23 protein-coding genes are annotated in these 23,934 nt (G+C 65.3%); all 23 read left to right on the forward strand.

Annotated features, from left to right (window positions below; genetic code table 11):
* The first annotated feature begins 37 nt into the window (after positions 1 to 37).
* The 23 genes from G372_RS0112645 (at position 38) to G372_RS0112755 (ending at position 23,841) form a co-directional block, all read left to right on the forward strand.
* Positions 38 to 1,420, forward strand: a complete 1,383-nt coding sequence (locus tag G372_RS0112645) for a sigma-54 interaction domain-containing protein (RefSeq protein WP_019623514.1) — start codon at positions 38 to 40, stop codon at positions 1,418 to 1,420.
* 237 nt (positions 1,421 to 1,657) lie between these two features.
* Entirely contained in the window at positions 1,658 to 2,314 is a 657-nt protein-coding gene (locus G372_RS0112650; RefSeq protein ID WP_019623513.1) for a hypothetical protein, read from the forward strand.
* A 182-nt stretch (positions 2,315 to 2,496) separates the two neighbouring features.
* Positions 2,497 to 3,123 carry a peroxiredoxin gene (locus G372_RS0112655; RefSeq protein ID WP_018864202.1) on the forward strand — a complete coding sequence of 209 codons (627 nt, stop codon included), beginning with the start codon at positions 2,497 to 2,499 and terminating at the stop codon, positions 3,121 to 3,123.
* 364 nt (positions 3,124 to 3,487) lie between these two features.
* Positions 3,488 to 4,162 (forward strand): type 1 glutamine amidotransferase domain-containing protein, encoded by a 675-nt coding sequence (locus G372_RS0112660; RefSeq protein WP_018864201.1) that lies wholly within the window; start codon positions 3,488 to 3,490, stop codon positions 4,160 to 4,162.
* Between the two features lie 107 nt (positions 4,163 to 4,269).
* Positions 4,270 to 5,019, forward strand: a complete 750-nt coding sequence (locus tag G372_RS0112665) for a TetR/AcrR family transcriptional regulator (protein ID WP_018864200.1) — start codon at positions 4,270 to 4,272, stop codon at positions 5,017 to 5,019.
* Complete coding sequence (locus G372_RS0112670; protein ID WP_019623512.1) at positions 5,016 to 6,128, forward strand: efflux RND transporter periplasmic adaptor subunit; 1,113 nt, start codon at positions 5,016 to 5,018, stop codon at positions 6,126 to 6,128. Before G372_RS0112665 ends, G372_RS0112670 begins: the two co-directional genes overlap by 4 nt.
* A gap of 14 nt (positions 6,129 to 6,142) precedes the next feature.
* Positions 6,143 to 9,244: an efflux RND transporter permease subunit gene (locus G372_RS0112675; protein WP_018864198.1), complete on the forward strand. Its 3,102-nt coding sequence runs from the start codon at positions 6,143 to 6,145 to the stop codon at positions 9,242 to 9,244.
* 302 nt (positions 9,245 to 9,546) lie between these two features.
* The gene (locus G372_RS0112680; RefSeq protein ID WP_018864197.1) at positions 9,547 to 10,968 is read left to right on the forward strand and encodes a form I ribulose bisphosphate carboxylase large subunit; all 1,422 of its coding nucleotides are present in this window, start codon (positions 9,547 to 9,549) and stop codon (positions 10,966 to 10,968) included.
* Between the two features lie 69 nt (positions 10,969 to 11,037).
* Positions 11,038 to 11,370, forward strand: coding sequence for a ribulose bisphosphate carboxylase small subunit (locus G372_RS0112685; RefSeq protein WP_018864196.1), 333 nt, complete (start codon positions 11,038 to 11,040; stop codon positions 11,368 to 11,370).
* A 161-nt stretch (positions 11,371 to 11,531) separates the two neighbouring features.
* Complete coding sequence (locus tag G372_RS0112690; protein ID WP_019623511.1) at positions 11,532 to 14,468, forward strand: alpha-carboxysome scaffolding protein CsoS2; 2,937 nt, start codon at positions 11,532 to 11,534, stop codon at positions 14,466 to 14,468.
* A gap of 29 nt (positions 14,469 to 14,497) precedes the next feature.
* Entirely contained in the window at positions 14,498 to 16,063 is a 1,566-nt protein-coding gene (locus G372_RS0112695) for a carboxysome shell carbonic anhydrase (RefSeq protein ID WP_369771646.1), read from the forward strand.
* Between the two features lie 16 nt (positions 16,064 to 16,079).
* Positions 16,080 to 16,331 (forward strand): alpha-carboxysome shell vertex protein CsoS4, encoded by a 252-nt coding sequence (gene csoS4 / locus G372_RS0112700; RefSeq protein ID WP_012982273.1) that lies wholly within the window; start codon positions 16,080 to 16,082, stop codon positions 16,329 to 16,331.
* Positions 16,332 to 16,335: 4 nt separating this feature from the next.
* Positions 16,336 to 16,668: a carboxysome peptide B gene (locus G372_RS0112705; protein ID WP_018864193.1), complete on the forward strand. Its 333-nt coding sequence runs from the start codon at positions 16,336 to 16,338 to the stop codon at positions 16,666 to 16,668.
* Positions 16,669 to 16,712: 44 nt separating this feature from the next.
* Entirely contained in the window at positions 16,713 to 17,012 is a 300-nt protein-coding gene (csoS1, locus tag G372_RS0112710) for an alpha-carboxysome major shell protein CsoS1 (RefSeq protein ID WP_012982275.1), read from the forward strand.
* Positions 17,013 to 17,043: 31 nt separating this feature from the next.
* The gene (gene csoS1 / locus G372_RS0112715; RefSeq protein ID WP_012982276.1) at positions 17,044 to 17,337 is read left to right on the forward strand and encodes an alpha-carboxysome major shell protein CsoS1; all 294 of its coding nucleotides are present in this window, start codon (positions 17,044 to 17,046) and stop codon (positions 17,335 to 17,337) included.
* A gap of 68 nt (positions 17,338 to 17,405) precedes the next feature.
* Positions 17,406 to 17,720 (forward strand): alpha-carboxysome major shell protein CsoS1, encoded by a 315-nt coding sequence (gene csoS1 / locus G372_RS0112720; RefSeq protein ID WP_012982277.1) that lies wholly within the window; start codon positions 17,406 to 17,408, stop codon positions 17,718 to 17,720.
* A gap of 10 nt (positions 17,721 to 17,730) precedes the next feature.
* Entirely contained in the window at positions 17,731 to 18,156 is a 426-nt protein-coding gene (locus tag G372_RS0112725; RefSeq protein ID WP_018864192.1) for a ferritin-like domain-containing protein, read from the forward strand.
* 32 nt (positions 18,157 to 18,188) lie between these two features.
* Positions 18,189 to 18,470 (forward strand): 4a-hydroxytetrahydrobiopterin dehydratase, encoded by a 282-nt coding sequence (locus G372_RS0112730; RefSeq protein ID WP_012982279.1) that lies wholly within the window; start codon positions 18,189 to 18,191, stop codon positions 18,468 to 18,470.
* Positions 18,471 to 18,534: 64 nt separating this feature from the next.
* Positions 18,535 to 19,170, forward strand: coding sequence for a ParA family partition ATPase (parA, locus tag G372_RS0112735; RefSeq protein WP_018864191.1), 636 nt, complete (start codon positions 18,535 to 18,537; stop codon positions 19,168 to 19,170).
* A complete protein-coding gene (locus G372_RS0112740) occupies positions 19,167 to 19,577 on the forward strand; it encodes a hypothetical protein (protein WP_018864190.1) in 411 nt (136 codons plus the stop codon). Before parA ends, G372_RS0112740 begins: the two co-directional genes overlap by 4 nt.
* An 80-nt stretch (positions 19,578 to 19,657) precedes the next feature.
* Positions 19,658 to 20,461, forward strand: a complete 804-nt coding sequence (locus tag G372_RS0112745; protein ID WP_018864189.1) for a CbbQ/NirQ/NorQ/GpvN family protein — start codon at positions 19,658 to 19,660, stop codon at positions 20,459 to 20,461.
* Positions 20,462 to 20,483: 22 nt separating this feature from the next.
* Positions 20,484 to 22,805, forward strand: a complete 2,322-nt coding sequence (locus G372_RS0112750; RefSeq protein ID WP_018864188.1) for a nitric oxide reductase activation protein NorD — start codon at positions 20,484 to 20,486, stop codon at positions 22,803 to 22,805.
* A 58-nt stretch (positions 22,806 to 22,863) separates the two neighbouring features.
* On the forward strand, positions 22,864 to 23,841 hold the full coding sequence (locus tag G372_RS0112755; RefSeq protein WP_018864187.1) for a LysR family transcriptional regulator: 978 nt from the start codon (positions 22,864 to 22,866) through the stop codon (positions 23,839 to 23,841).
* Positions 23,842 to 23,934: the final 93 nt, after the last annotated feature.

Raw genomic sequence — 23,934 nt, forward strand, 5'->3', positions numbered from 1 at the left:
GACCACCGCAGCGGCGCCTCCCCTGGATATCTGGCCCATGCGAGAAGACGTGACGATCAGGCGACTGGCGATTCCATGTGGCGACGAGACGGAGCTCTCGGCGATTCGACAGGTACTGGAGGCCTTTCGCGAGCCCTCGATCCTGCTGTCGCCCGATTACCGGATCCTGGCGGCCAATACGGCCTATCAGGAGGTCTATGGCACGGACGCCGATGGTTCCTCCCGCGCCTGCCATGAGGCGTCCCACGGCTATCAGCGGCCGTGCGACGAGGCCGGCGAGGCCTGCCCGTTGCAAGCGGCACTCGCCAGCCGACGCCGGGAGCGTGTCCTGCATGTTCATCACACGGCGCAGGGGCGCGAGCACGTGGACGTGGAGCTGACGCCGATCCTGGGACCGGGGGGCGAGGTCCGATATTTCGTCGAGCGACTCCACCATCTGCCAGTGTCCAGCCCGCAGGACGGGGCCACCGGGCTGGTCGGGCGTTCGCGGGCGTTCAATACCATGCTGGGCATGATCAGTCGTGTGGCACCGAGCAATGCCTCGGCGCTGCTACTGGGCGAGTCCGGTACCGGCAAGGAGCTGATTGCCCGGGCTATCCACGAAGAAAGCCCGCGCCGTGACAAGCCCTTTGTCGCGGTCGAGTGTTCCGGGCTGACCGAGTCCCTGTTCGAGAGCGAGTTGTTTGGCCACGAGAAGGGGGCCTTTACCGGGGCGGCCTCGGCCAAGGTCGGCCTGGTCGAGGCCGCGGCCGGCGGCACGCTGTTCCTGGATGAAGTGGGCGACATCCCGCTGGGGCAGCAGGTGAAGCTGTTGCGCCTGCTGGAGACGCACGCCTACCGCCGGGTCGGGGGGATCGAGTCTCGGAGTGCGGATTTTCGACTGGTTTGCGCCACTCACCGGGATCTGGAGGCCATGGTGCGGACTGGCCAATTTCGCGAAGACCTGTTCTACCGGATCAATACCTTCCCGATCGAGGTGCCGCCACTGCGTCAGCGCAGCGGCGACATCCCGCTGCTGGTCGAGGCCATGCTGGATCGCTCCGAGCTGGTGCCGCGTCCGACCATGGACCACGCCACCATGCGACTCCTGGAGGGGTATGCCTTTCCCGGTAACGTACGCGAGCTGCGCAACATCCTGGAACGCGCGGCCCTGCTGGCGGATGGTGGCCCGATTCGGCCGGAGCACCTGCCAGAGCCGGTGCGCCGGCAGGCCGCGCGCGCGGAGGCGGGTGCGGCCGGAGAGGGTTACGCGGAGTTGGTCCATCCGCGGGAACTGCGTCCTCTGGAAGAGATCGAGCGCGAATATCTGCGCCACGCCCTGGCGGTACACCAGGGTGATCGGCGGAGCCTCGCGCGCCGGCTGGGCCTGAGCGAGCGCAGCCTGTACCGGCGCTTGCGGGAACTGGATCGAGACGACTGAGCCGGCGGCCCCAGGTACGGGTTCTGACGGGCCACCTGCGGCGAGTGTCCCCGTCTGCGCAGTATCCCTCGGTCGGAGAAACATGAAGCGCGCGTGGTGCTGCAAGGCCCCAGGAGCTGCATAGCAACAACTCCCGAACACCAGGAGGGCCGCGCCCGGCCGGCCGGACCATAGTGATGTGATGCACCAGGCATCAGAAATACCGAATATTCCCAACCACCAACACGAGGTGAACTGATGAAAAAGACGACCATTGCACTGTCTCTCTCGGCCGCGCTGCTGGCCGCACCGCTCACGGCGGCAGCCGAGTCGCTTTCGTTTGGCGAGGAGCAGACCGTTCGCGCCATGGCGGGCGGCAATGTCGGACAGGCCATTGCGAGCATGATGGAGGCCGAGTCGCTGGCCGTGGTCAACAACCGTTCCGCGATCTGTGGCGCGCTGACCGGCGGTCTCGGGGCCGGGATGCTGGCCGCCAACCCGGAGGCCGGGTTCAGCATCGCGGGCATGGAAGGGCCCGAGGATGCCGCCGACGCAGTAGCGGCGATTGGTGACGCCGAGGTGACCTATCTCGCCTTTGGCGCCGGCGCCAGCCGTGACGACAACGTAGCCCTGGCCCACGCCCTGCTTGGCGAGCTCGCGAAGGCCGAGTGGGACGGCACGTTGATGCTGCATATCTCCACCTGGATGCAGCAGCAGGTACAGGCCGCGGCGGAGATGGACGAGGCGGTTGCCGAATACCTGACCGGGCGCCCGATGGTCGCGCTGATGCCCGACATGGAAGCCGGCGAGGCGGTGATGCTGCGCGTGTCCTTCGACGGCTCGGAATTCACCACCGAGGAGATGGGGCGCCAGCCGATGCGTGACGACCTGGCCGAGCTCTTTCGCCGCATGTAGTGACGGGTGGGTCGCTCGGGGCGCCGTCTGCCCTTGTTGCAGACCGTCTTAGGTACCGGCTATCGCGGCCTTAGAGAATTAGTAATGGCTAATGCAGTGGGGTCGCGATACCTTGGTTTCCACGGGGAGCCGAGACGGCCCCGAAACTTGCAAACCATTGATTAGCGAGAAAGGAGTACATCATGGCACTTCGACTGGGTGATACCGCCCCGAACTTTCAGATTGACACCACCAAGGGCAAGATCGATTTCCACGAGTGGATCGGCGATTCCTGGTGCTTCTTCTTCAGCCATCCCGCCGACTTCACGCCGGTGTGCACCACCGAGATGGGCCGCACTGCCCAGCTCGCGCAGCAGTTCGCGGAGCGCAACGTGAAGCCGCTGGGCCTGTCCACGGATACCGTCGACGAGCACAACAAGTGGATCGAGGACGTCAACGACACCCAGAACACCACGCTGGAGTTCCCGATCGTTGCCGACGCCGACAAGAAGATCTCCGAGCTCTACGAGATGATCCACCCGGGCGAGAGCGAGACCGCCGCGGTGCGTTCGGTCTACATCATCGACCCGAACAAGAAGATCCGGCTGATGATGACCTACCCGATGTCGGTGGGCCGTAACTTCGACGAGATCCTGCGTGTGATTGATGCACTGCAGATCGGTGACCAGCACGGTATCGCCACGCCGGCCGACTGGACCCCGGGTGATCGCGTGATCATCCCGCCGACGGTCAGCAACGAGGACGCGCAGAAGAAGTTCCCGCAGGGCTTCGAGGAGATCCGCTCCTACCTGCGCTACACCCAGGTCTGATCCCGATCCGGGGCTTTGGTGCCCGCCCGCCACCAGCGGGCGGGCACCGATCCCGCGACCTTTCCGAGGCCCCTTCATGGGGCCTTTTTTCGTTCGGGGCCCGGCGCGACCGTGTACGGTGGACCCTGCCGGCGACCGGTTGAATGTCAAGCGTCTGCGGTACATGCCGCCGTTGCGGCGGGCTGTGGAGAGGCAAGATCCAGTGGTCTCGCGCGACCTCCAGGGAGGCGACGGCGCCGCGAGGTCCTGGGCAACGAGTCGGTGGACGACCTCCAGGGAGACGCGCATGTGAAGCGGGACCGCGGAACCCTGTCCGACGGTGGCGAGTCCACCGGTTTGTATGGAGACCACAGGAGTTCGCGGGATGAGCAAGACGATATTGATGGTGGTGACGAGCCACGACGAGATCTCCCCTGGCAAGGCGACCGGGGTGTGGTTCGACGAGTTCGCGGTGCCCTATGACCGCTTCCGCAAGGCCGGCTTCGAGATCAAGGTGGCCAGTCCCAAGGGCGGGCCCGTTCCCCTGGACCCGAAGAGCCTGGAGGCAAGCCATCCCGGGGTGGCGGCCGTGGCGGCGCAGGAGGCGCTGGATGACACCATCCAGCTCGACGAGGGTATGCATCACGATGCCTATGCCGCGATCTTCTTCCCCGGCGGGCACGGGACGATGTTCGATCTGCCGGACAACCCGCACGTTCAGCGCCTGGTCGGTGAATTTCTGGAAAATGACAAGGTCGTGGGGGCGGTGTGTCACGGACCGGCCTGTCTGGTTGGCGCGATGCTTGCGGACGGCAGCCCGGCAGTAAAGGGGCGCAAGGTGGCTGCGTTCACCAACAGTGAGGAGAAGGCGGTGCAGCTTGATCGCGCGGTGCCCTTTCTGCTGCAGGATCGCCTCGCCGAGCTGGGCGGGGAGGTCGAAACCGCCGAGGACTGGGCCGACCATGTGGTGGTGGATGGCAAGCTGGTGACCGGGCAGAACCCGCAATCCAGCAAGAGCGTGGCGGACGCGATCGTACGGCTCGTTCGCGAATCCAGCTGACAACGCGGCCTGGAGCATACGGCCGGGGCCCACGGGCCCCGGCCGTCTTTATTTCTGTGACTTTGAACACGGTTCAAATATTGGCGCCAATTCGTTAGGGTGCGCGGATGGGAACCCAGCACCGCCGGCAGCGCGAGCGCGAGGCGCGCGAGACACTTTTTGTCGAAAAGGCCCACGAGCTGATCCGCTCGGAGGGCCTTTTGGCATTGCAGATGTCGCGTCTGGCGGCCGCCTGCGAGTACGCGACCGGCACGCTGTACCAGCATTTCAACTCCAAGGAAGATCTTCTGGCGGCCGTGGCGACCCGGACGACGCGCCAGCGCGCGGAGCTGTTCCGGCGCATTCCGGGGCTGGCGCTGGGAACCCGTTCACGAATGCTGGCGATGGTGCTGGCCGATATCGATTTCGTGCAGGCGAATCCGGACTACTATCGCCTGACCCAGTTCGTGACGACGGAGGTGATCTGGGCGAGCACATCGGAGGTGCGCCGGCAGGAGCTGCTGGAAGCCGCCAAGCCGATCAGCGAGGCCGTGACCGCGGTGGTGGCCGAGGCGCGGGCCAACAAGGACCTGCCGCCCGCGCAGGAGATGGGCGACGAGGAGATGGGGCTGGGCCCCTGGGCGCTGAACACCGGGATGCAGGCGCTTGCGAATGCCCAGGGGCTGCTGGATGCCTACGACATCCACCGCCCGTATGAGCACCTGATCCGCCACACCCATGCACTGCTGACCGGCTGGCGCTGGGAGCCGCGGATCGATCCGGACGAACCCTCGGTGGTGCGTGCCGAGACGGAGCGGGTGCGCGCGGCCCTGCGCGAGCGTGTACATGAATCAGCACTCCCCAAGGAAACCCGATGAGCAAGCGATTTTTCCTGATGCTGCTGGGCGTGGCGGTCGTCCTGGGCGGCATCTTCGGCTTCAAGGCCTTCGTCGACCAGCAGATCGCGGAGTACTTCGACGAGATGCCGGAGCCGACGGCAACGATCAACGCGGCAACGGTGGAGACCGATCGCTGGGCCCCGCAGCTGCGTGCGGTGGGGGATCTGGAGGCGGTGCAGGGGGCCACCCTGAGCTTCGAGGCGCAGGGCATTGTCGATCGCATCCATTTCGCCAACGGGGCTTTCGCGGAGGCCGGCGAGACACTGGTCGAGCTCGATACCGAACTGGACGAGGCAGAGCTGGAAAGTCTGCGCGCCGAGGCGCAGCTGGCGGCGCGCGAGCTGGAACGTGCGCGGGGTCTGGTGCAGCGCAACGACATCTCCGACTCGGAGTTCCAGCGCCGTGCGACCGAGGCACAACAGGCCGAGGCGGCGGTCAAGGCACAGGATGCCCGTATTCGCCAGAAGCGTCTGCGTGCGCCCTTTGACGGGCAGCTGGGCATTCGTCAGGTCAACGAGGGCCAGTTCGTCGGGCCGGGCGATCCGATCGTGGTGCTGGAGGCGCTGGACCCGCTGTATGTGAATTTCACGCTGCCCGAGCGTCGGCTGGCGAATGTCGAACTGGGTCAGGAGGTCGAGGTGACCGTGGATGCCTACGGCGAGACCTTCGAGGGGCAGATCACTGCGATCGAACCACGCGTACGCGCGGCCTCCCGCATGTTCAGGGTACAGGCGATGATTCCGAACGAGGACCATCGGCTGCGCCCAGGCCAGTTCGCCCGGGTCACGCTGCAGCGTGGCGAGCCGGAGGAGGGCCTGGTGGTCCCGCAGACGGCGATTCGCTTCGCGCCCTGGGGCAATTCGGTGTTCGTGATCTTTGAAGACGATGACGGCGACAAGCGCGTGGAACAGCGCCTGGTGGAGATCGGCGAGCGCCGGGGTGACCTTGTGCGCGTTGTGGATGGCCTGGAAGAGGGCGACGAGATCGCGGTCAGTGGCCTGCTCAAGCTGCAGAACGAGACCCCCGTGAAGATCACGGAGGATGCCCAGCCGGATGCCGAACGCGATCCGCGGCCGACCAATCGCTGAGCGGGCCCGCGACGATGCGCTTCACCGATATCTTCATCCAGAAGCCCGTGCTGGCCACTGTGGTCAGCCTGTTCATCCTGCTGTTCGGGGTGCGGGCGGTGTTCGACCTGAACGTGCGTCAGTTCCCCGAAGTACAGAACGCGGTGGTCACGGTCAGCACCGCCTATATCGGCGCGGATGCGGACCTGGTGCAGGGATTCATTACCACGCCGATGGAAAGCGAGATCGCCGAGGCGGAGGGGATCGACTACATCGTATCCAGCAGCCTGCCGGGGATGAGCACGGTGCAGGCGTTCCTGGAGCTGGATTATGACCCGAACGAGGCGCTGACGCAGATCTCCGCCCAGGTGGACAAGATTCGCAGCGATCTGCCTTCGGAGGCCGAGGACCCGGTCGTGGACCTGTCGGTGGGTGACGATGTCGCGGCGATGTACCTGTCGTTCTATTCCGATCGGCTGTCCAACAACCAGACCACCGACTACCTGATCCGCGAGGTGCAGCCGGAACTGGCCACCGTGAACGGTGTGCAGAGGGCCGAGATCCTCGGTGACCAGAGCTTTGCGATGCGTGCCTGGCTGGATGCCGACCGCATGGCGGCCTACGGCGTGACCGGACGCGATGTCCGGTCGGCGCTGGAGGGCAACAATGTCCTCTCCGCGGTGGGGCAGACCAAGGGCTCGATGGTGAGCCTGGACCTGACCGCGGATACCGACCTGCAGACCCCGGAGGCCTTCGAGGAACTGATCCTGTTCGAGCAGGATGGCGACCTGGTGCGCCTGGGCGATATCGCCGAGGTGGAACTGGGCTCGGAGAACTACGACACCTCGGTGCGCTTCAATGGCGAGGCGGCGACTTTCATCGGCATCGAACTGGCGCCGGATGCCAATGCCCTGGAGGTGATCGCCGAGGTCCGCGAGATCTTCGACGAGCGCATCGAGCCGCGCCTGCCCTCGGGGCTGGAGGGCGAGATTGTTTACGACTCCACCGATTACATCGAGAGTGCGATCGACGAGGTGCTGACGACGATCGCGCTGGCGCTGTTGATCGTGCTGGTGGTGATCTATCTGTTCCTCGGATCGTTGCGCAGTGTGCTGATCCCGGCGGTGGCGGTGCCGCTGTCCCTGATTGGGACCTTCATGCTGATGCTGCTGATGGGGTTCTCGCTGAACCTGCTGACCCTGCTGGCGATGGTGCTGGCGATCGGCATTGTGGTCGATGACGCGATCATCATGCTGGAGAACATCTCGCGGCATATCGAGGAGGGCATGTCGCGCATGGATGCGGCGCTCCGGGGCGCGCGCGAACTCGCCTGGCCGATTGTCGCGATGTCGACCACCCTGGTGGCGGTCTTCCTGCCGCTGGGCTTCATCGGGGGGCTGACCGGTACGCTATTTATCGAGTTCGCGTTCACCCTTGCGGCGACGGTTGTGATCTCGGGGATTGTTGCGATCACGCTGTCGCCGATGATGTGCTCGAAAATCCTGCGCGATGGTGCGGTGGAGCGACGCGGGCGCATCGAGTCGTGGCTGGACGCGCGCTTCGACAGCCTGCGCGAGCGCTATCGCCGGCGGCTGCACGGGGCGCTGAACGACCGTTTCACCATTGCCGTGTTCGGCGCCATCGTACTGGTGTCCTGCTACTTCCTGTTCGTGACCTCGCAGACCGAGCTCGAGCCACAGGAGGACCAGGGTTTCGCCTTCTCGATCATGGAGGGCGATGCCTACATGGGGATCGACTATCTGGAGCGCAACACCGCGCTGACCGACGGCTTCTTCGACCGCATCCCCGAGCTCGACAACATCTTTATCGTGAACGGCTTTGGCGGCGGGCCCGGCATGGCCGGGGCGACCAACCAGGCCCTGGGTGGCTTTGTGATGTCGCCCTGGGATCAGCGCGAGCGCTCGACCGCGAAGATCCTCGAAGAGGACCTCCAGCCGGCACTGGAGGGGCTGCCGGCCCTGGAGGTGTTCGCGATTCAGCCGCCGCAGCTGCCCACCCCGGGGCAGGGTGCACCGGTCAGTGTGGTGTTCGGCTCCACCAGCTCGTTCGAGGAGCTGAACGAACTGAGCGAGGAGATCAAGGACCGTGCAATGGCCACGGGCCGTTTCATATTTCTGGATACCGATCTCAACTTCGACCAGCCACGGGTCGATCTGAAGATCGACCGCGAGCGTGCCTCGCAGCTTGGCATCGACATGGCGACGCTCAATGCCGACCTGGCGACCTATCTCTCCGGTGGGTTCGCCGGACGGTTTGCGATGGAGAACCGCAGCTACCGCGTGATCCCGCAGGTCCAGCGTTCCGACCGCCTGACGCCGGAGCAGCTGGAAGAGCTGTACACGCGCACTGCGGACGGCGAGCCGATACCGTTGTCCAGTATCGTGACGCTGGAGGAGACGGTCACGCCGCGCCAGCTCAACCGCTTCCAGCAGTTGAACGCGGTGACCCTGCAGGGGGTGCCACGGCCCGGCGTCACGCTCGGGGAGGCGCTGGACATCATCGACCGGATTGCCGCCGAGGTGCTGCCGCCCGATGTGAACGTGGACTACGCCGGCGAGTCGCGGCAGCTGAAGGCCGAGGGTGGGGATCTGGTCGTCACGTTCTTCTTCGCGCTGGTCGTGATCTTCCTGGTGCTGGCCGCGCAGTTCGAGTCGTTCCGTGATCCCTTGATCATTCTGACCACGGTGCCGATGTCGATCGCCGGCGCCCTGATCTTCATCAGCCTGGGTGTGACCTCGCTGAACATCTATACACAGGTGGGGCTGCTGACCCTGATCGGCCTGATCGCCAAGCACGGCATCCTGATCGTGGAGTTCGCCAACCAGTTGCAGCGTCAGGGGCGTCCGCTGCGCGATGCGATCGAGGAGGCGGCCAGCCTGCGTCTGCGGCCGATCCTGATGACGACCACGGCGACCGTGGTGGCGATGGTGCCGCTGTTGCTGGCCACCGGTGCTGGTGCCGGCTCGCGCTTCGCGATGGGGCTGGTGATTGCGGCGGGCATGGCGATCGGCACGCTCTTCACGCTGTTCGTGGTGCCGGCCATCTATACCTACGTCGCGCGCGATCACTACGCCGACACGCTGAGGGCGCAGGAGACCGACGCGGCCCAGGCCTGATCCTTGCCGTCCAGGCCTCACGTGCCCGGATGAGCGGCCCCGATCCAGGCGCCGACCAAAAGGCATGCATTGCCTGCGGTCATGGACTACAATCAGCCACCGCATTCCCTGCTTCGGTCGCCGTGCAGGCACCGAGCGCTGATGCGAACCGAACCCCTATGCCGCTGCGCGGAGTATTGCGGAGCGGTCTTTCTATAAACGAACGTCTATTGGTCGTATCTAGATTATTTATTTGTTATTAGCAGTGCACCTTCCTAATCTAGGCGACCGTCACGATTAACCAACGCGTAGGAGAAAGCCACATGGCCGCCAAGAAGTACTCCGCGGGCGTCAAGGATTACCGCGAAACCTACTGGATGCCGGAATACATGCCGCTGGATACCGATCTGCTGGCATGTTTCAAGATCACCCCGCAGCCGGGCATCGACCGCGAAGAAGCCGCGGCTGCCGTGGCCGCCGAGTCTTCGACCGGTACCTGGACCACGGTGTGGACCGACCTCCTGACCGACATGGACTACTACAAGGGTCGGGCGTACATGATCGAGGACGTCCCGGGTGACGACGAGTCCTTCTACGCGTTCATCGCCTACCCGATCGACCTGTTTGAAGAAGGCTCGATGGTGAACGTGTTCACCTCGCTGGTTGGTAACGTGTTCGGCTTCAAGGCCATCCGTGCCCTGCGTCTGGAAGACGTGCGCTTCCCGATCGCCTACGTGAAGACCTGCGGTGGTCCGCCCTCCGGTATCCAGGTCGAGCGTGACCGCCTGAACAAGTACGGTCGTCCGATGCTGGGCTGCACCATCAAGCCGAAGCTGGGTCTGTCCGCGAAGAACTACGGCCGTGCCGTGTACGAGTGCCTGCGTGGCGGCCTCGACTTCACCAAGGACGACGAGAACATCAACTCGCAGCCGTTCATGCGCTGGCGTGACCGCTTCGAGTTCGTGCAGGAAGCGACCGAAAAGGCCGAAGCCGAAACGGGCGAGCGCAAGGGTCACTACCTGAACGTCACCGCGCCGACCCCGGAAGAGATGTACAAGCGTGCCGAGTTCGCCAAGGAAATTGGCGCGCCGATCATCATGCACGACTACATCACCGGCGGCTTCTGCGCCAACACGGGTCTGGCCAACTGGTGCCGCGACAACGGCGTGCTGCTGCACATCCACCGTGCGATGCACGCGGTGCTCGACCGTCATCCGAAGCACGGTATCCACTTCCGTGTGCTGGCGAAGATCCTGCGCCTGTCCGGTGGGGATCACCTGCACACCGGTACCGTGGTCGGCAAGCTGGAAGGCGACCGTGCCGCGACCCTGGGCTGGATCGACCTGCTGCGTGAATCCTTCATCCCGGAAGACCGCTCGCGCGGCATCTTCTTCGATCAGGACTGGGGTTCCATGCCGGGCGTGTTCGCCGTGGCCTCCGGTGGTATCCACGTCTGGCACATGCCGGCCCTGGTCTCCATCTTCGGCGACGACTCCGTGCTGCAGTTCGGTGGCGGTACGCTGGGCCATCCGTGGGGCAACGCCCCGGGTGCGGCGGCCAACCGCGTCGCGCTGGAAGCCTGTGTCCAGGCGCGTAACGAAGGTCGGGACATCGAGCGCGAAGGCAAGGAGATCCTGACTCAGGCGGCGCAGCACAGCCCCGAACTCAAGATCGCCATGGAAACGTGGAAAGAGATCAAGTTCGAGTTCGACACCGTCGACAAGCTGGATACCCAGCACAAGTGATCGTCCGAGCACGGGCGGCGCTAGCGCGTCGCCCGTGCCCAGAAAGAACCAGAGCACAGGATTACCGACATGTCTGATATCCAGAACTTCAAGCAGTCGCAGAAGTACGAGACCTTCTCCTACCTGCCGGAGATGAATGCCGACCAGGTGCGCAAGCAGATCGAATACTGCCTCGCGCAGGGCTGGAACCCGGCGATCGAGTTCAGCGAGAAGGAAAATTCCATGTCCCATTACTGGTACATGTGGAAGCTGCCGTTCTTCGGCGAGCAGTCCGTGGAAGCGGTGCTGTCCGAGATCGAAGAATGCCGCCGCTCCAACCCGGGCATGATGGTGCGCTTCATTGCGTACGATAACTACGCCCAGAGCCAGGGCATGGCCTTCGTGGTCGACCGCGGTCGCTAGGACCCCGGTTCGGTGGTGGCCGGGTGCGTGTGGCACCCGGCCTGTCCATCAAGCGTTATTACCGTTGCTGCCGCCAACTGTAAGGAAGTGCCATGAGTAATCCGACATCCGCGTCTGAAGGTCTCTCGGGTCGCGAACTCGCCCGGGAACGGCGCAAGGCCATGTCTCGTAATGGCAAGGCCGCCGTGAAGTCGACCGGCCAAAACAAGGGATCGCGTTCCGCCGCGGCCGCGCAAAAGGCGCGCCAGGCCGAGCGTGCTTCCGCACCGGCCCCCCAGGCGCGGGAGCCGGAATCGCACTCCAGCGAATCTCAGCCGTCGCCCTCGTTCGAGGTCGACAGCAGCGCCCGTGAGCGCCGCCCGGAACCGGGCGCGCACGCCGGCGCCTCGAACGGCCGCCAGGCTGCCCTCGAGCGTCGCCAGAAAATGGCGCGCCAGGGCAAGAAGGCGGTCGGTCGTTCCAACACCCGTGCCCGCGCACTCGGCGGTCTGGCTCGCGGCGGCGCCGACCGCTCGCGTCAGCTCGAGGCGCTGTCGCAGAGCCAGGGCATGGAGATCGACTGTTCCCACATGAGCGGTCGCGAGATCTGCCGTCTGCGCCGGCAGGCGCTGGCGACTGAGGGCAAGAAGGCCATGGCCGCGGAGCCGCGCCGGGAAGACCTGCTGAAAGGGCAGGGCTCCTTCTCGGAAGACGCACAGGAAGAGAAGCAGGGCTGTGGCTGTGGCTGCAAGGGCGAGAAGTCCGAGCGCGACGATGGCTACAGCGCGGACTCCAGCGATCGCGACACTGTGGTGGAAAGCGGTCTCGACACGCTTTGCGAGAAGGTGGAGTCCGGCGGCGAGGCGGCGGGTCCTCACCCGATGATTTCCGAGGTCCGTGCGATCTGCATGGCCCGTCGCGAGGCGATGGCCCAAAACGGCAAGCGAGCAACCAAGCGCCGTTTCAACGGCTCGAAGGGTCGCGGTGCCATGCCGCAGGAAGGTGCCTGGAAGGCCGCGAAGCGCAAGGGCATGTCCACCCGCGAGGTGGCACGCCAGCGTCGCCAAGAACTGTGCACCATTGGTCGCGGTTCCTCGGATCCGGGACGTCCCTGTGGACGCCCGCGCCACCAGGCAAGCGAGGCCCCGCCGAAGGTGGAAGAAGGCACGACGCTTGCGGGCGGCCACGTCAGTGGGACCCAGGTCGAGAGTACCCGAAGCGTGACCGGCGCCGAAGCGGGCAGCTGTTCGAACATTACGGGTACCGAGTACCTCGGGCTGGAACACTACGAGCGCTACTGCAACGTGCGCCCGAATGCCAATCCGGCCAAGGTCGGCCACTCCCATACCAGCCGTGGCCAGGAGGTCAGTGGTACGGAGGTCGGCCGTTCGGCGCGAGTGACGGGTGACGAGTCCGGTTCCTGCGAGGCGATCACCGGGACCGAGTATCTCAGCAGCGAGCAGTACGAAGGCTTCTGCGGGACTCGCGCGCCGTCGACCAAGCCGCGCACCAGCGTGATGATGACCAGCCACGGCGAGGGTGTCTCCGGCACCAGTGTCGGCCGCAGCCCGCGTGTAACCGGTGACGAGTCCGGCTCCTGCCGCGACATTACCGGTACCGAATACCTGAACACGCAGGCCAGCGAGGTGCCCTGCAGCGCGGGAAAGTCCAACGGAGCGCCGATGAAGGTCGGCGTCATGCACACGCTTCGCGGTCGTGAACTGACCGGGACCGAAGTCGGGCGCTCCTCGCGAGTCACGGGCGACGAATACGGCAGCTGCAAGCCGGTCACCGGGACCGAATACATCGGTACGGAACAGTTCAAGGGCATGTGCGGTACGCGCCCGGAGCCGACGCCGGCCAAGGTGCAGGAGCTGCACACGATGGAAGACCAGAGCGTGACGGGTACGGCCGTGGGTCGCAGCCCGAAGGTGACCGGTGACGAGTCCGGATCCTGCCGGCCGCTGACGGGTACGCCGTACTATAACCAGGCGGATTTCGGCGACCTCTGCGATCGTCCGGCCGCCGGCGGTGTGCCCAAGGTCGGGGTGATGCACACGCTGCGGGGCCGGGAAGTCTCCGGCACGCAGGTCGAGAGCTCGCTGCGCGTGACGGGTGATGAATACGGCGGCTGCAAGCCGATCACTGGAACGGAATATGTCGGCTCCGAGCATTACGACGCCTTCTGTGGCACCCGTCCGCAGGCCGGTCCGGAGAAGGTCTCCGTGAGCCGCACCTGGAATCAGCAGAACGTCTCCGGCAGCGCCGTGGGTCGGTCGGCCCGAGTGACGGGCGACGAATACGGTGCGTGCAAGCCGGTTTCGGGTACGCCGTATATCGGTGCTGACCAGTACGACGCCTATTGCGATCCGCGGGACGCCCAGACGGCGCAGACCCGAGTGGCCGAGCGCCACGCGACGCCCGCGCATCCGGTCTCCGGCAGCCAGCCGGGTTATGACGAGCGGGTGACCGGCACTGAACGCGGAGCATGCCAGGACGTCTCGGGTGCACCCTATGTTGGCGCCAACGAGTTCGCTGCGACCTGTCCGACGGCGGCGAGCAGCCTGCATCCGCGGCTGCGTCCGGAAGGGCAGGCCGCCGTGGCCGCGCCGGTCGCCGAAGTGCCGGCCCACGAGATGCCCAACGCCGGGTTCAGTGTGCAGAGTCCGGCCCGCGAGGCCTGGGCGCGCCGCGAACGCCGCGTAACCGGGACCGCCTATGGCGCGTCGGGTGGTATTACCGGCCCGATCAACAAGGCCACGGGCCTGGTGTCGGGTACGGAAGAGTTCCGCTATCAGCCGGATCGCCACCAACCGGTGCCGGCCCAGGCCGAAGAGGCCCCGAAGACGGGTGCCGAGCGCGTGACCGTCAACGGGAGCAGTAACGGGGTGACGATCACTGGCGATGACTGGGGCCGTGGCAACAGCGTGACGGGTACTGAAGGGTTCTCCACGCGCCGGAATGCGACGCAGAAGGGCAACCCGCGGGGCGAGGGCCGGAGCGCCTATGTCAACCGCGAGCTGGAGCGCAAGGAAGTGCCAATGAGCAAGATCACCGGTTCCTCCGGGAACAGCGGCAGCGGCTCTCTGGTAACCCTGTCCGGCGGTGCCCGCGGCTAAGCGGCGAGTAAGGAGGCAATACGACCACGATGGTGCGCCGAGGCCGCCGCAAGACTTCTCCGTTTGGCACGCGCTACGCGACGCCGCGGGGAAGTGCCGTCCGGTCGCCGGCAACGCCAGGGTCGAGCACGGGTACCGCGCAGCCTCTGGTGAGCGCGGTGCCGCCCAAGGCAAAGGCCCCGGTGGAACCGACCGTGCTGAAACCCGGGCATCCGCTCGCGGATGTCGCCGACAACGAACGGCTGTACGCGTTCGAGAGCGGTTTTCGCGATCGGTTTGCGAATCTGGTGCCGGTACTGAAAGAGGTCCACGCGCTGCAGCACGAGCGGGACTTCGAGGAAAAGGCGCAACGGATTGTCGAGGACAACCTCGGGTATCGGTTGCCGGAACGCGTCCTGGAGGATGCGTGGATCAATGATCTGGATACGCGCGAACTGTACCTGCACGGCACGTTCGAGCTGTTCGATCAACTGGTCAACGAATACTGGGCGGGTCGGGATGACCTGGTGGACGAGGCGGAACGCGCGATTGCGTATTTCCTCGACTGCGACTTCCACGAAGTGGACATCTCGCCCTGTTCCGACGGGCGGCTGTTGAGCCTGCGGCGCTTTATTCTGCGCCTGCCGGACCTGGCCGTTCGGGTAAAGAGTTATGCCGGGGCGCAGTTCGACATCGAAGAGGATGTGCGCCACTGGACGAAACGCGAGCTGTTGCGGTTTCGCGAGGGGCGGCCGACCACGGCGGATGTGCCGAGTCGGTACCTGAAGATCGCGGCGTATCACTACAGCAGTGCGGACCCGCATCACCAGGGGTGTGCGGCGCACGGCAACAGCGAACGGGATGCAGCGGATGCCGCGCTGCGGCAGCTGCGGGCGTTTCGTCAGGCGATCGAGAACACCTACTGCTGTGGGGCCTCGGTCGACACGCTGCTGATCGGTGTGGATACGGATACGGATGCGGTGAAGATCCATATCCCGGACGCGGATACGCGGATGAGTCTGTACCGCTTCGTGGACAGCGCGAAGGTGTATCGGGAGACGCAGGACCTGAATGGCCGTGACGCAGAGCTGCGCGTCTATCAGGCGATCCAGGACGCGATCCACCAGCAGGGCTGGGGACACGGCAACGGGGGACCGCACGAGGGGATGCTTCGGCTAATCTCGCGGCTGCTGCTGAATAATATTTCGCAGCTCGATTACGTGGCGCGCTACCACAACGGGCATTACGCCGACGTGGGCCACCGCGAGCGGGTGATCATCGTCGGCCAGGAAGTCGAGGAGATGCAGGTACGCAACTTTGCCTACTTCGCGCATCTGGAGACGATGGAAGAGGGCGCCCACGGGATGGACGTGGGGGTGAACAAGATCTTTCGGCAGCTGAATGTCGAGCGGGGTCTGCCGGTACCGGTGGTGATCCATTACCGCTACGACCGCAAGGTGCCGGGGTCGCGCGAGCGGGTCGAGGCGCGCTGCCGGCGGATTCGCGACCAGATCATGGCGCGCTACCGCGAACTGGCCGAAAAGGGCCTGATCGGGTGCCACATGGTGATTCGCGACAAGCGCAGCGGCAGCCAGCTGGAACCGCTCGCCGGTTGAGCTAACGGGACACGGAATGAAGATCTGCAAGGTAGAGAAGACGCTGGTTTCGACCAACCGGATCCGGGATCTGGGCCACCGTCCCTTGCTGGTGGTGCAGGAGAAGGCCGGCGGGCCGCGCACGGTAGCGGTGGACGCGGTCGGCTGTGTCCCCGGGGACTGGGTGATCGTGGTGGGTTCGTCCGCCGCACGCGAGGCCGCGGGGAGCAAGGAATACCCCAGTGATGCGACGATCGTAGGGATCATCGACTACTGGGAGGAGCAGTAGCTCCATGGAAATTATGCAGGTGCAGGACGAACTGGTGGTGACCCGTCGCGTGGACGGACTCAAGACCATGTCGCTGCGCGTGCTGGTGGATCAGAAGGGCGCGCTCAGCGTGGCCGTGGATCCGGTCGGTGCACACCCGGGTAACTGGGTGTTCACGATCTCTGGATCGGCCGCGCGCTACGCGCTCGATGACCCCAAGGTGACAACCGATCTGACGATCGGCGGCATCATCGACCACTGGGACGATGGTGGCAGAAAGACGGAAGGGTCGAAGGACATGGCTGGACAAGACCAGGCCGATGCACAGCGCTCTGCTAGTACCCACAAGGCGGCTTGAGCGTCATTTTAATTGGAAAAACTGTAACTCCAGGAGAAAGAGAAATGGCAACTGAACGTTTTGGTGTGGCGCTGGGCATGATTGAAACCCGCGGTCTGGTGCCGGCGATCGAAGCCGCCGATGCGATGACCAAGGCCTCGGAAGTACGCCTGATCGGTCGTCAGTTCGTCGGCGGCGGCTACGTGACCGTTCTGGTGCGTGGCGAGACCGGTGCCGTGAACGCCGCCGTGCGTGCCGGTGCGGATTCCTGCGAGCGTGTGGGCGACGGCCTGGTGGCTGCGCACATCATTGCCCGCGTGCATTCGGAAGTGGAAAGCATCCTGCCCGAGCAGGTTGAAAAGTAATTCATCAGTAACGCTTGATAGGAGTTGAGTAATGGCTAGCGAAAACTTTGGTGTGGCCCTCGGCATGATCGAGACCCGTGGTCTGGTGCCGGCGATTGAAGCCGCCGATGCGATGACCAAGGCCTCGGAAGTGCGCCTGATCGGTCGTCAGTTCGTCGGTGGCGGTTACGTGACCGTTCTGGTGCGTGGCGAGACCGGTGCCGTGAACGCTGCGGTGCGTGCCGGCGCGGATTCCTGCGAGCGTGTGGGCGACGGCCTGGTGGCTGCGCACATCATTGCCCGTGTGCATTCCGAGGTGGAAAACATCCTCCCGGAAAAGCCGTAAGTCCCTACCGGGGATGAACGCCGCCGCGGCCGATCGGCCCGGCGGCCCGTTTGTAAAAGAGGTTAGCAATGGCGAGCGAAATTTCTGGTGTGGCCCTGGGCATGATCGAGACCCGCGGTCTGGTGCCGGCAATTGAAGCGGCGGATGCGATGACCAAGGCCTCGGAAGTGCGCCTGATCGGTCGTCAGTTCGTCGGTGGCGGTTACGTGACCGTTCTGGTGCGCGGCGAGACCGGTGCCGTGAATGCGGCGGTGCGTGCCGGTGCGGATTCCTGCGAGCGTGTGGGTGACGGCCTGGTGGCTGCGCACATTATTGCCCGCGTCCACTCCGAAGTGGAAAGCATCCTGCCGAAGGCCCCGACTGCCGACGGCTCGGCCAGCTGAGGCAGCCTCGATGGCGGATCCGCGGATCGTGGGTTACCTGAACCGGGCGGTGGCGCATGAGCTGTCCGCGGTTCAGCAGTATCTGGCCCAGGCGCGATTGACCGCAATGTGGGGCATGCGCGATGTCAGCGAATGCCTGCGGCGGGACGCCCAGGAGGAACTGGACCATGCGGATCGATTCATGACCCGCATGTTTCACCATGGGGTGGCCCCGAACGGGAGCCAGCTGGCACCCGTGCGGCTGGGACGCTCGATGGCCGAGTTGCTGGAACGCAACCGCGAGCTGGAGATGGAGGCCGTGCGCCTGTATGACGAGGCGGCGGTGTACTGTCGGCGCGTGGGTGCCGCGGGGGACGCCGAGCTGTTCGAGAGCATCCTGGAGGATGAGCTTGAGCATGTACGGGAGATCGACGCACAGGATGCGGCCGTTCGTTAAGGACGTGCCGGTCCAACGTTCTGGAGTAGTACATGGCGGATAGCGATCTCGTGGTGCCGGCCGGCTGGGAGCCGGGCAAGGGCTCCTCGGCGACCATCAGCAAGCAGTTCACCTTTGACCGTTACGGCATCACTCGCGAGTTTCTCGATCGGGTGGCCGAGCTGTCGGAGGAGGATGGCTATCATCCCAATATCAGTTTCGGTACGACGTATGTGAACATCACCATTGATGCGCGCGACGGCGACCGGATTGGCGAGGCGGATCAGCGTTTCGCGCAAGAGGTGGATCGGCTGGCCAGCGAAACGACTGGTTGACCGACCATCACGTCAGAGTCCACGAGCCGGACCCGTCCGGTTCCTGGCCCTAGGAGGCTGATACGTGGGTTCCCGGGTATTCGCGGTAGTCAATCAGAAAGGGGGTACTGGCAAGACCACCCTCTCCATGAACCTCGCCGCCGGTCTGGCGCGCCGAGGGCGTACCCTGGTGGTCGATGCGGATCCGCAGGCGTCGGCCGGCCAGTGGGCACGGATGTCCTCGGACGAGCGTCCGTTTCCCGCCTCCGTGTTCGCGGTCGCAGGTCCGCTGGACCGCGAACTCAAGGCGCTTCGCAAGGATTACGATCACATCGTGGTGGACTGTCCGCCGACCCTGGAGGGCGGGGCGGTCACGGCTGCCCTCGCCGGCTCGGATGTGGTGCTGATCCCCGTTCTGCCATCCCCCGTCGATCTTTGGGGCAGCGTCCGGATGGGCCGCGGTCTGGAGGAGGCGCAGATGAAGAACCGGTCGCTGCGCCCCTATATCGTGGTCAATCAGCTCGAGGTCCGCAGTGCGCTGTCGCGCGCGATGAAGCATGCACTGATGGAGATCGACATACCCGCGCTGGAACAATCGCTCCGGCGGCGGGCCATCTATCGGCGTTCCGCGCTGGAAGGCTGTTCCGTGTACGACCTGGGCAAACCGGGCGAACCGGCGGCGGCCGAGATCGAAGCCATCATCGAGGAGGTGTCGCAATGAGCAATCTGCAAGACAAGCTGGCGGCCGGCGTGCGCAGCGCCCGCGAAGACCAGGACAAGGACAGCAACACCGCGGCGGACAACGCGCCGAAGAAGGACACCAGCGCGACGCCCGCGAGCACGCAACCACATCAGGCAGCGAGCACCAAGGCGGCCGCAACCAAGAAGGCCGCTACGCCCAAGGGGACAGCCCGCAAGACGGCAACCCGCAAGGGGTCTGCGACCAAGCGGAAGGCCCCGGCCAAGAAGCCGGCCGCACAGTCCACACGCAAGACGTCGGCCACGAAGTCCAGCGGCTCGGCCGCGAGCCGGCGCGGCGGCGCACCCGAACTGGATCCGGGCAAGGCGAAGGCGACGGCCGACGAACCGTGGAAGAACCTGCACCCGAATCGTATCTGGCCGGACTGAGCCACGGCGTTTCGGGGCCGGGGCTGGGCGGGGTGCAGATCATCCCGCCCCCCGGCCTTTTTGATTGAGGAGTCTGGGCAATGCAAGACGATCTGCGCGATCACCTGATCACGGACGAGCCGTACTACCAGCCGGTCGCGGACGAGATCGAGCTGTACGAGGCGGCGTACTCGGTGCGCATGCCGATGATGCTGAAAGGGCCGACGGGCTGCGGGAAGACCCGCTTCGTCGAGCACATGGCCTGGAAGCTCGGCAAGCCCCTGATCACTGTAGCGTGTAACGAGGACATGACGGCTTCCGATCTGGTCGGCCGTTATCTGCTCGATGCCGACGGTACGCGCTGGCAGGACGGTCCGCTGACCCTGGCGGCGCGCCACGGGGCGATCTGCTATCTCGACGAGATCGTGGAGGCCCGCCAGGACACCACGGTGGTGATCCACCCGCTGACCGACAACCGCCGCGTGCTGCCGCTGGAGAAGAAGGGTGAGATGGTCCAGGCCCATGCGGACTTCCAGGTCGTCATATCGTACAACCCCGGCTACCAGAGCCTGATGAAGGATCTGAAGCAGTCGACCAAGCAGCGCTTCGGCGCGCTCGATTTCGACTACCCCGATCACGAGACCGAGGCGAAGATCGTCGCCCACGAGGGCAAGATCAACGAGGAGATGGCCGGCAAGCTGGTCAGTGTGGCCGAGCGGGCGCGGAACCTGAAGGGTCATGGCCTGGACGAGGGCATCTCCACCCGCATGCTGGTCTACGCCGCCTCTCTGATTGCCAAGGGTGTGGAGCCGCTGGGTGCCTGCCGCATGGCCCTGGTGCGGCCGATCACCGACGATCCGGACATGCGCGACGCGCTGGATTCGGCCGTCACCACGTTCTTCTAGCGCAGCTCGGGGCGCCCAACCCATGAGCATCCATCTGGAGGACTACCAGGACCTCCTCGACGATCTGGGGAACCACGCCGCGGAGGTGCTGGAGAGTTCCTGGCAGGAGGCCAGTCGCGCCTTCAGCGCCAGCGGGCTCAAGCGCTACTACCTTGAAGGCGCCCGCAGTCTCCAGGCCCTCGGGCGCGGTTCGGAGATGGTCGTCGCCTTCGTACAGGAGGCGCCGGCACTGGCCCAGGAGCTGGGCGAGGATGCGGTTGCGGAACTGCTCAGCTCCGCGATCAAGATGTATTCCAAGACCTCCGCGGCGGTCATCACTCTGGTGATCGAGACCAGCCCGGTCGCGGCTCAGCGGCTTGGCGACTATTCGCTGTTCGAAGGGTATTTGCGCCTGCTGGATAACCTGCTCGGGCAAGCGCCGCGCGGCGTACGGCCGATGCTGGAGCACCTGGACGAGCTGCTGACCCACCTGACGCTGGGCGGGCTGCGGCGCTGGGCGACGTGGGGCGCGCAGGCGCACCGCACGGACCTCGAGGCCCAGATTGCCTACTTTGGCCTGGAGTCGCCGGAGTCGCGTTCGGTGTTCCAGAAGGAGCGCCGGGGCACGCTGTTCGTCGACGTGCAGCGCCGGATCAACCTCTACCTGCGCTCGCTGTGGGCGCGTGATTTCTTCATGCGCCCGACCAGTGGCGACTTCGAATCGCGCGAGGGGTATCGTCCGTACATCGAGGGCTTCACGATCTTCCTGCCGGATGCCTACGACGATGTCGAGGGCCTGACCGGGCTGGACCTCTATCGCGCGGCGGCCGCGCACGCGGCGTCCCATGTGGTGCACACCCGCGAGATGCAGCCGGAGGAGGGGCCACGGGGCGTGGTCGGCATCCTGACCGAGCTGTTCGAGGACGCGCGCATCGAGGCCCTGGCGATCGCCGCGTTCCCGGGTCTGCGCCAGATCTGGGTGCCGCTGCACACCGCCACGGCGGAGGATGGCGAGACGCCGCAGGCATTGCTGGCGCGCACCGCGCGCGCCCTGCTGGATCCGGATTATCACGACCCGCATCCGTTCGTGCAGAAGGCCGTGAGTGCTTTTGCGGAACGGGTAGAGGACCTCGAGGCCGCAGGCCTGGCCCGCGAGTTGGCCGAGGCGCTGGCGACCGAGTTCCCCGAGCAGGGCTATATGAACCCGGCCAAGGTCGCGCCGGATGTCCTCTATCGCGACGACAACCGCTATCTCTGGAACTTCGGGCGTGAAGAGGAAGAGGCGGAGGTCCTGGCCGCGCACGGCTCCGGACAGGAGCGCTTCTACGTCACCCCGATGGAGATGATCAACACGCTGGATGTGCCTAACGCCGGCGACGATGCCCAGCAGATCATGGTGCTGGCGACCGAGTGGTTCCGCGACGGCGAAGACGAAAGCATCAACCAGCAGGAGGGCAAGGAGCCGATCTCGCTGCCGTTCCACTATCACGAGTGGGACTACCAGATGCAGCTGGAACGGCCGCACTGGGTCACGCTGCTGGAGCGGCGCCCGCGAAAGGGCGAGATCGAGGAGATCGAGGCCATCTACGACAAGCACAAGCCGCTGGTCTCGCGCCTGAAGTTCCTGATCGAGGCGATGCAGCCCCAGGGCGTGCAGCGCATGCGCAAGCAGCCGGAGGGTGACGAGCTGGACGTGAACGCGCTGGTCGAGGCGCAGATCGATGTCCGCATGCGCCGTCAGCCCGACGAGCGCATTTATGTGCGCAATCTGCGCCATGTGCGCGATCTCTCCGTGCTGGTGCTACTGGACCTGTCGGAGTCGACCAACGAGACGATCGGCGACGGCGAGACGACCGTGGTGCAACTGGCGCGCGAGGCGGCCACGCTGCTGTCCGGTGCGATCTCGCGCATTGGCGACCCGTTCGCCATCCACGGCTTCGCCTCCGACGGACGCCACGACGTCGAGTACTACCGCTTCAAGGATTTCGATGCCCCGTTCGACGACACCGCGAAGGCGCGTCTCGCCGGGATGAAAGGCCAGCTGTCCACCCGCATGGGAGCGGCCATCCGCCATGCCGGCCAGTTGCTGCACAATCAGGGCACGGCGAAAAAGCTGCTGCTGATCATCACCGACGGCGAACCGGCGGATACGGACGTGCGTGATCCGCAGTATCTGCGTCAGGACGCGAAGCGGGCGGTAGAGGAGGTCGGGCGCAAGGGGGTCTATACCTTCTGCATGAGCCTCGACCCGCAGGCGGACGAATACGTCGAGCGTATCTTTGGGGCCCAGCACTTCATGGTGCTGGACCAGATCGAGCGGCTCCCGGAAAAGCTCCCGATGCTGTACGCGGGCCTTACGCGGTAACCGGTCGCCACGCATGGCCCAGTCCCCGACGCCGAAGGAGTCGAGCCTCCCGCAAGTGATGCTCAAATCGGAGCTGCCGGCGCACCTGATCCGGCACGCCACGCTGCGTCAGCTGCAGGTGTTCGAGGCGATCGTGCGCCTGGGGAGCTTTACCCGCGCGGCGGAAGAGCTGCATCTGACCCAGCCGACCGTCTCGATCCAGATCAAGAAGCTCTCCACGGCGCTGGGGCTCCCGCTGTTTGAATACGTGGGGCGCAAGGCCTTCCCGACCGAGGTCGGGCTGCTGCTGTACGACACCTGCCGCGAGATGCTCGGTGCGCTGACCAACCTCGAGATGAAACTGGCCGAGATGCACGGCCTCAAGCGCGGGCGTCTCCGCCTGGCGGTGATCACCACGGCGCAGTACTTCGCGCCCAGCATCCTCGGGCAGTTCGCCCGGCGGTATCCGGATATCGAGCTGTCTCTGGAAGTCAGCAACTTTGACCGGGTGCTGGACCGGCTGTCGAACAATGACGATGACCTCTACATCATCGGGCATGTGCCCGAGCGACTGACCGATGTCGCCGTGCACCCGTTCGCTCCGAACCCGCTGGTGGTGATGGCGAGCCGCGACCACCCGCTGGTGGGTCGGCGCAATATCCCGCTGAAGGAGCTGGAGCAGGAGACGTTCCTGATGCGCGAGCCCGGCTCGGGCATCCGCGAGGCGACGCTCAAGCTGTTCCAGGAGCACGGGATCAGCCCGCCCGTGCGCATGGAGCTGGGCAGCAACGAGGCGATCAAGCAGGCAGTGATCGGTGGCCTGGGGATTGCCGTGCTGTCGCTGCACACCCTCAGTGCCGAAGGGGCCGAGGGTCCGGTGGCACTGCTGGATGTCGAGCACTTCCCGATCCATCGCCAGTGGCACATCGTCTACCCGAAGAAGAAGGTCCTGTCGGTCGTCGCCCAGACCTTTCTCGACTTCGCGATCCAGGACGAGGCCCGGGTGCGCGGGCAGGTCGAGGACCTGCTGGCCGCGTTCAAGGCCCAGGCCGGCTGAGTGGCCGCCCTGACAGGCCCGCAAGGGGCCCTTGGGAAACGCTGATTGATCGGCGTTTCCCTGCGGCACAGGGACGTGCCGCCGGAATCGACC

This window comes from Thioalkalivibrio thiocyanoxidans ARh2, from assembly GCF_000385215.1.
In the GTDB taxonomy this organism is placed as follows: Bacteria; Pseudomonadota; Gammaproteobacteria; order Ectothiorhodospirales; family Ectothiorhodospiraceae; genus Thioalkalivibrio; species Thioalkalivibrio thiocyanoxidans.

Coding starts and splice junctions, on each gene's coding strand:
- csoS1 (WP_012982276.1), top strand. CDS start 17,044: ATGGCTAGCGAAAACTTTGGTGTGGCCCTCGGCATGATCGAGACCCGT.
- G372_RS0112655 (WP_018864202.1), top strand. CDS start 2,497: ATGGCACTTCGACTGGGTGATACCGCCCCGAACTTTCAGATTGACACC.
- G372_RS0112730 (WP_012982279.1), top strand. CDS start 18,189: ATGGCGGATAGCGATCTCGTGGTGCCGGCCGGCTGGGAGCCGGGCAAG.
- csoS4 (WP_012982273.1), top strand. CDS start 16,080: ATGAAGATCTGCAAGGTAGAGAAGACGCTGGTTTCGACCAACCGGATC.
- G372_RS0112725 (WP_018864192.1), top strand. CDS start 17,731: ATGGCGGATCCGCGGATCGTGGGTTACCTGAACCGGGCGGTGGCGCAT.
- G372_RS0112750 (WP_018864188.1), top strand. CDS start 20,484: ATGAGCATCCATCTGGAGGACTACCAGGACCTCCTCGACGATCTGGGG.
- G372_RS0112660 (WP_018864201.1), top strand. CDS start 3,488: ATGAGCAAGACGATATTGATGGTGGTGACGAGCCACGACGAGATCTCC.
- G372_RS0112645 (WP_019623514.1), top strand. CDS start 38: ATGCGAGAAGACGTGACGATCAGGCGACTGGCGATTCCATGTGGCGAC.
- G372_RS0112695 (WP_369771646.1), top strand. CDS start 14,498: ATGGTGCGCCGAGGCCGCCGCAAGACTTCTCCGTTTGGCACGCGCTAC.
- csoS1 (WP_012982277.1), top strand. CDS start 17,406: ATGGCGAGCGAAATTTCTGGTGTGGCCCTGGGCATGATCGAGACCCGC.
- G372_RS0112650 (WP_019623513.1), top strand. CDS start 1,658: ATGAAAAAGACGACCATTGCACTGTCTCTCTCGGCCGCGCTGCTGGCC.
- csoS1 (WP_012982275.1), top strand. CDS start 16,713: ATGGCAACTGAACGTTTTGGTGTGGCGCTGGGCATGATTGAAACCCGC.
- G372_RS0112740 (WP_018864190.1), top strand. CDS start 19,167: ATGAGCAATCTGCAAGACAAGCTGGCGGCCGGCGTGCGCAGCGCCCGC.
- G372_RS0112690 (WP_019623511.1), top strand. CDS start 11,532: ATGTCTCGTAATGGCAAGGCCGCCGTGAAGTCGACCGGCCAAAACAAG.
- G372_RS0112755 (WP_018864187.1), top strand. CDS start 22,864: ATGCTCAAATCGGAGCTGCCGGCGCACCTGATCCGGCACGCCACGCTG.
- G372_RS0112680 (WP_018864197.1), top strand. CDS start 9,547: ATGGCCGCCAAGAAGTACTCCGCGGGCGTCAAGGATTACCGCGAAACC.
- G372_RS0112745 (WP_018864189.1), top strand. CDS start 19,658: ATGCAAGACGATCTGCGCGATCACCTGATCACGGACGAGCCGTACTAC.
- G372_RS0112670 (WP_019623512.1), top strand. CDS start 5,016: ATGAGCAAGCGATTTTTCCTGATGCTGCTGGGCGTGGCGGTCGTCCTG.
- G372_RS0112675 (WP_018864198.1), top strand. CDS start 6,143: ATGCGCTTCACCGATATCTTCATCCAGAAGCCCGTGCTGGCCACTGTG.
- G372_RS0112705 (WP_018864193.1), top strand. CDS start 16,336: ATGGAAATTATGCAGGTGCAGGACGAACTGGTGGTGACCCGTCGCGTG.
- G372_RS0112685 (WP_018864196.1), top strand. CDS start 11,038: ATGTCTGATATCCAGAACTTCAAGCAGTCGCAGAAGTACGAGACCTTC.
- G372_RS0112665 (WP_018864200.1), top strand. CDS start 4,270: ATGGGAACCCAGCACCGCCGGCAGCGCGAGCGCGAGGCGCGCGAGACA.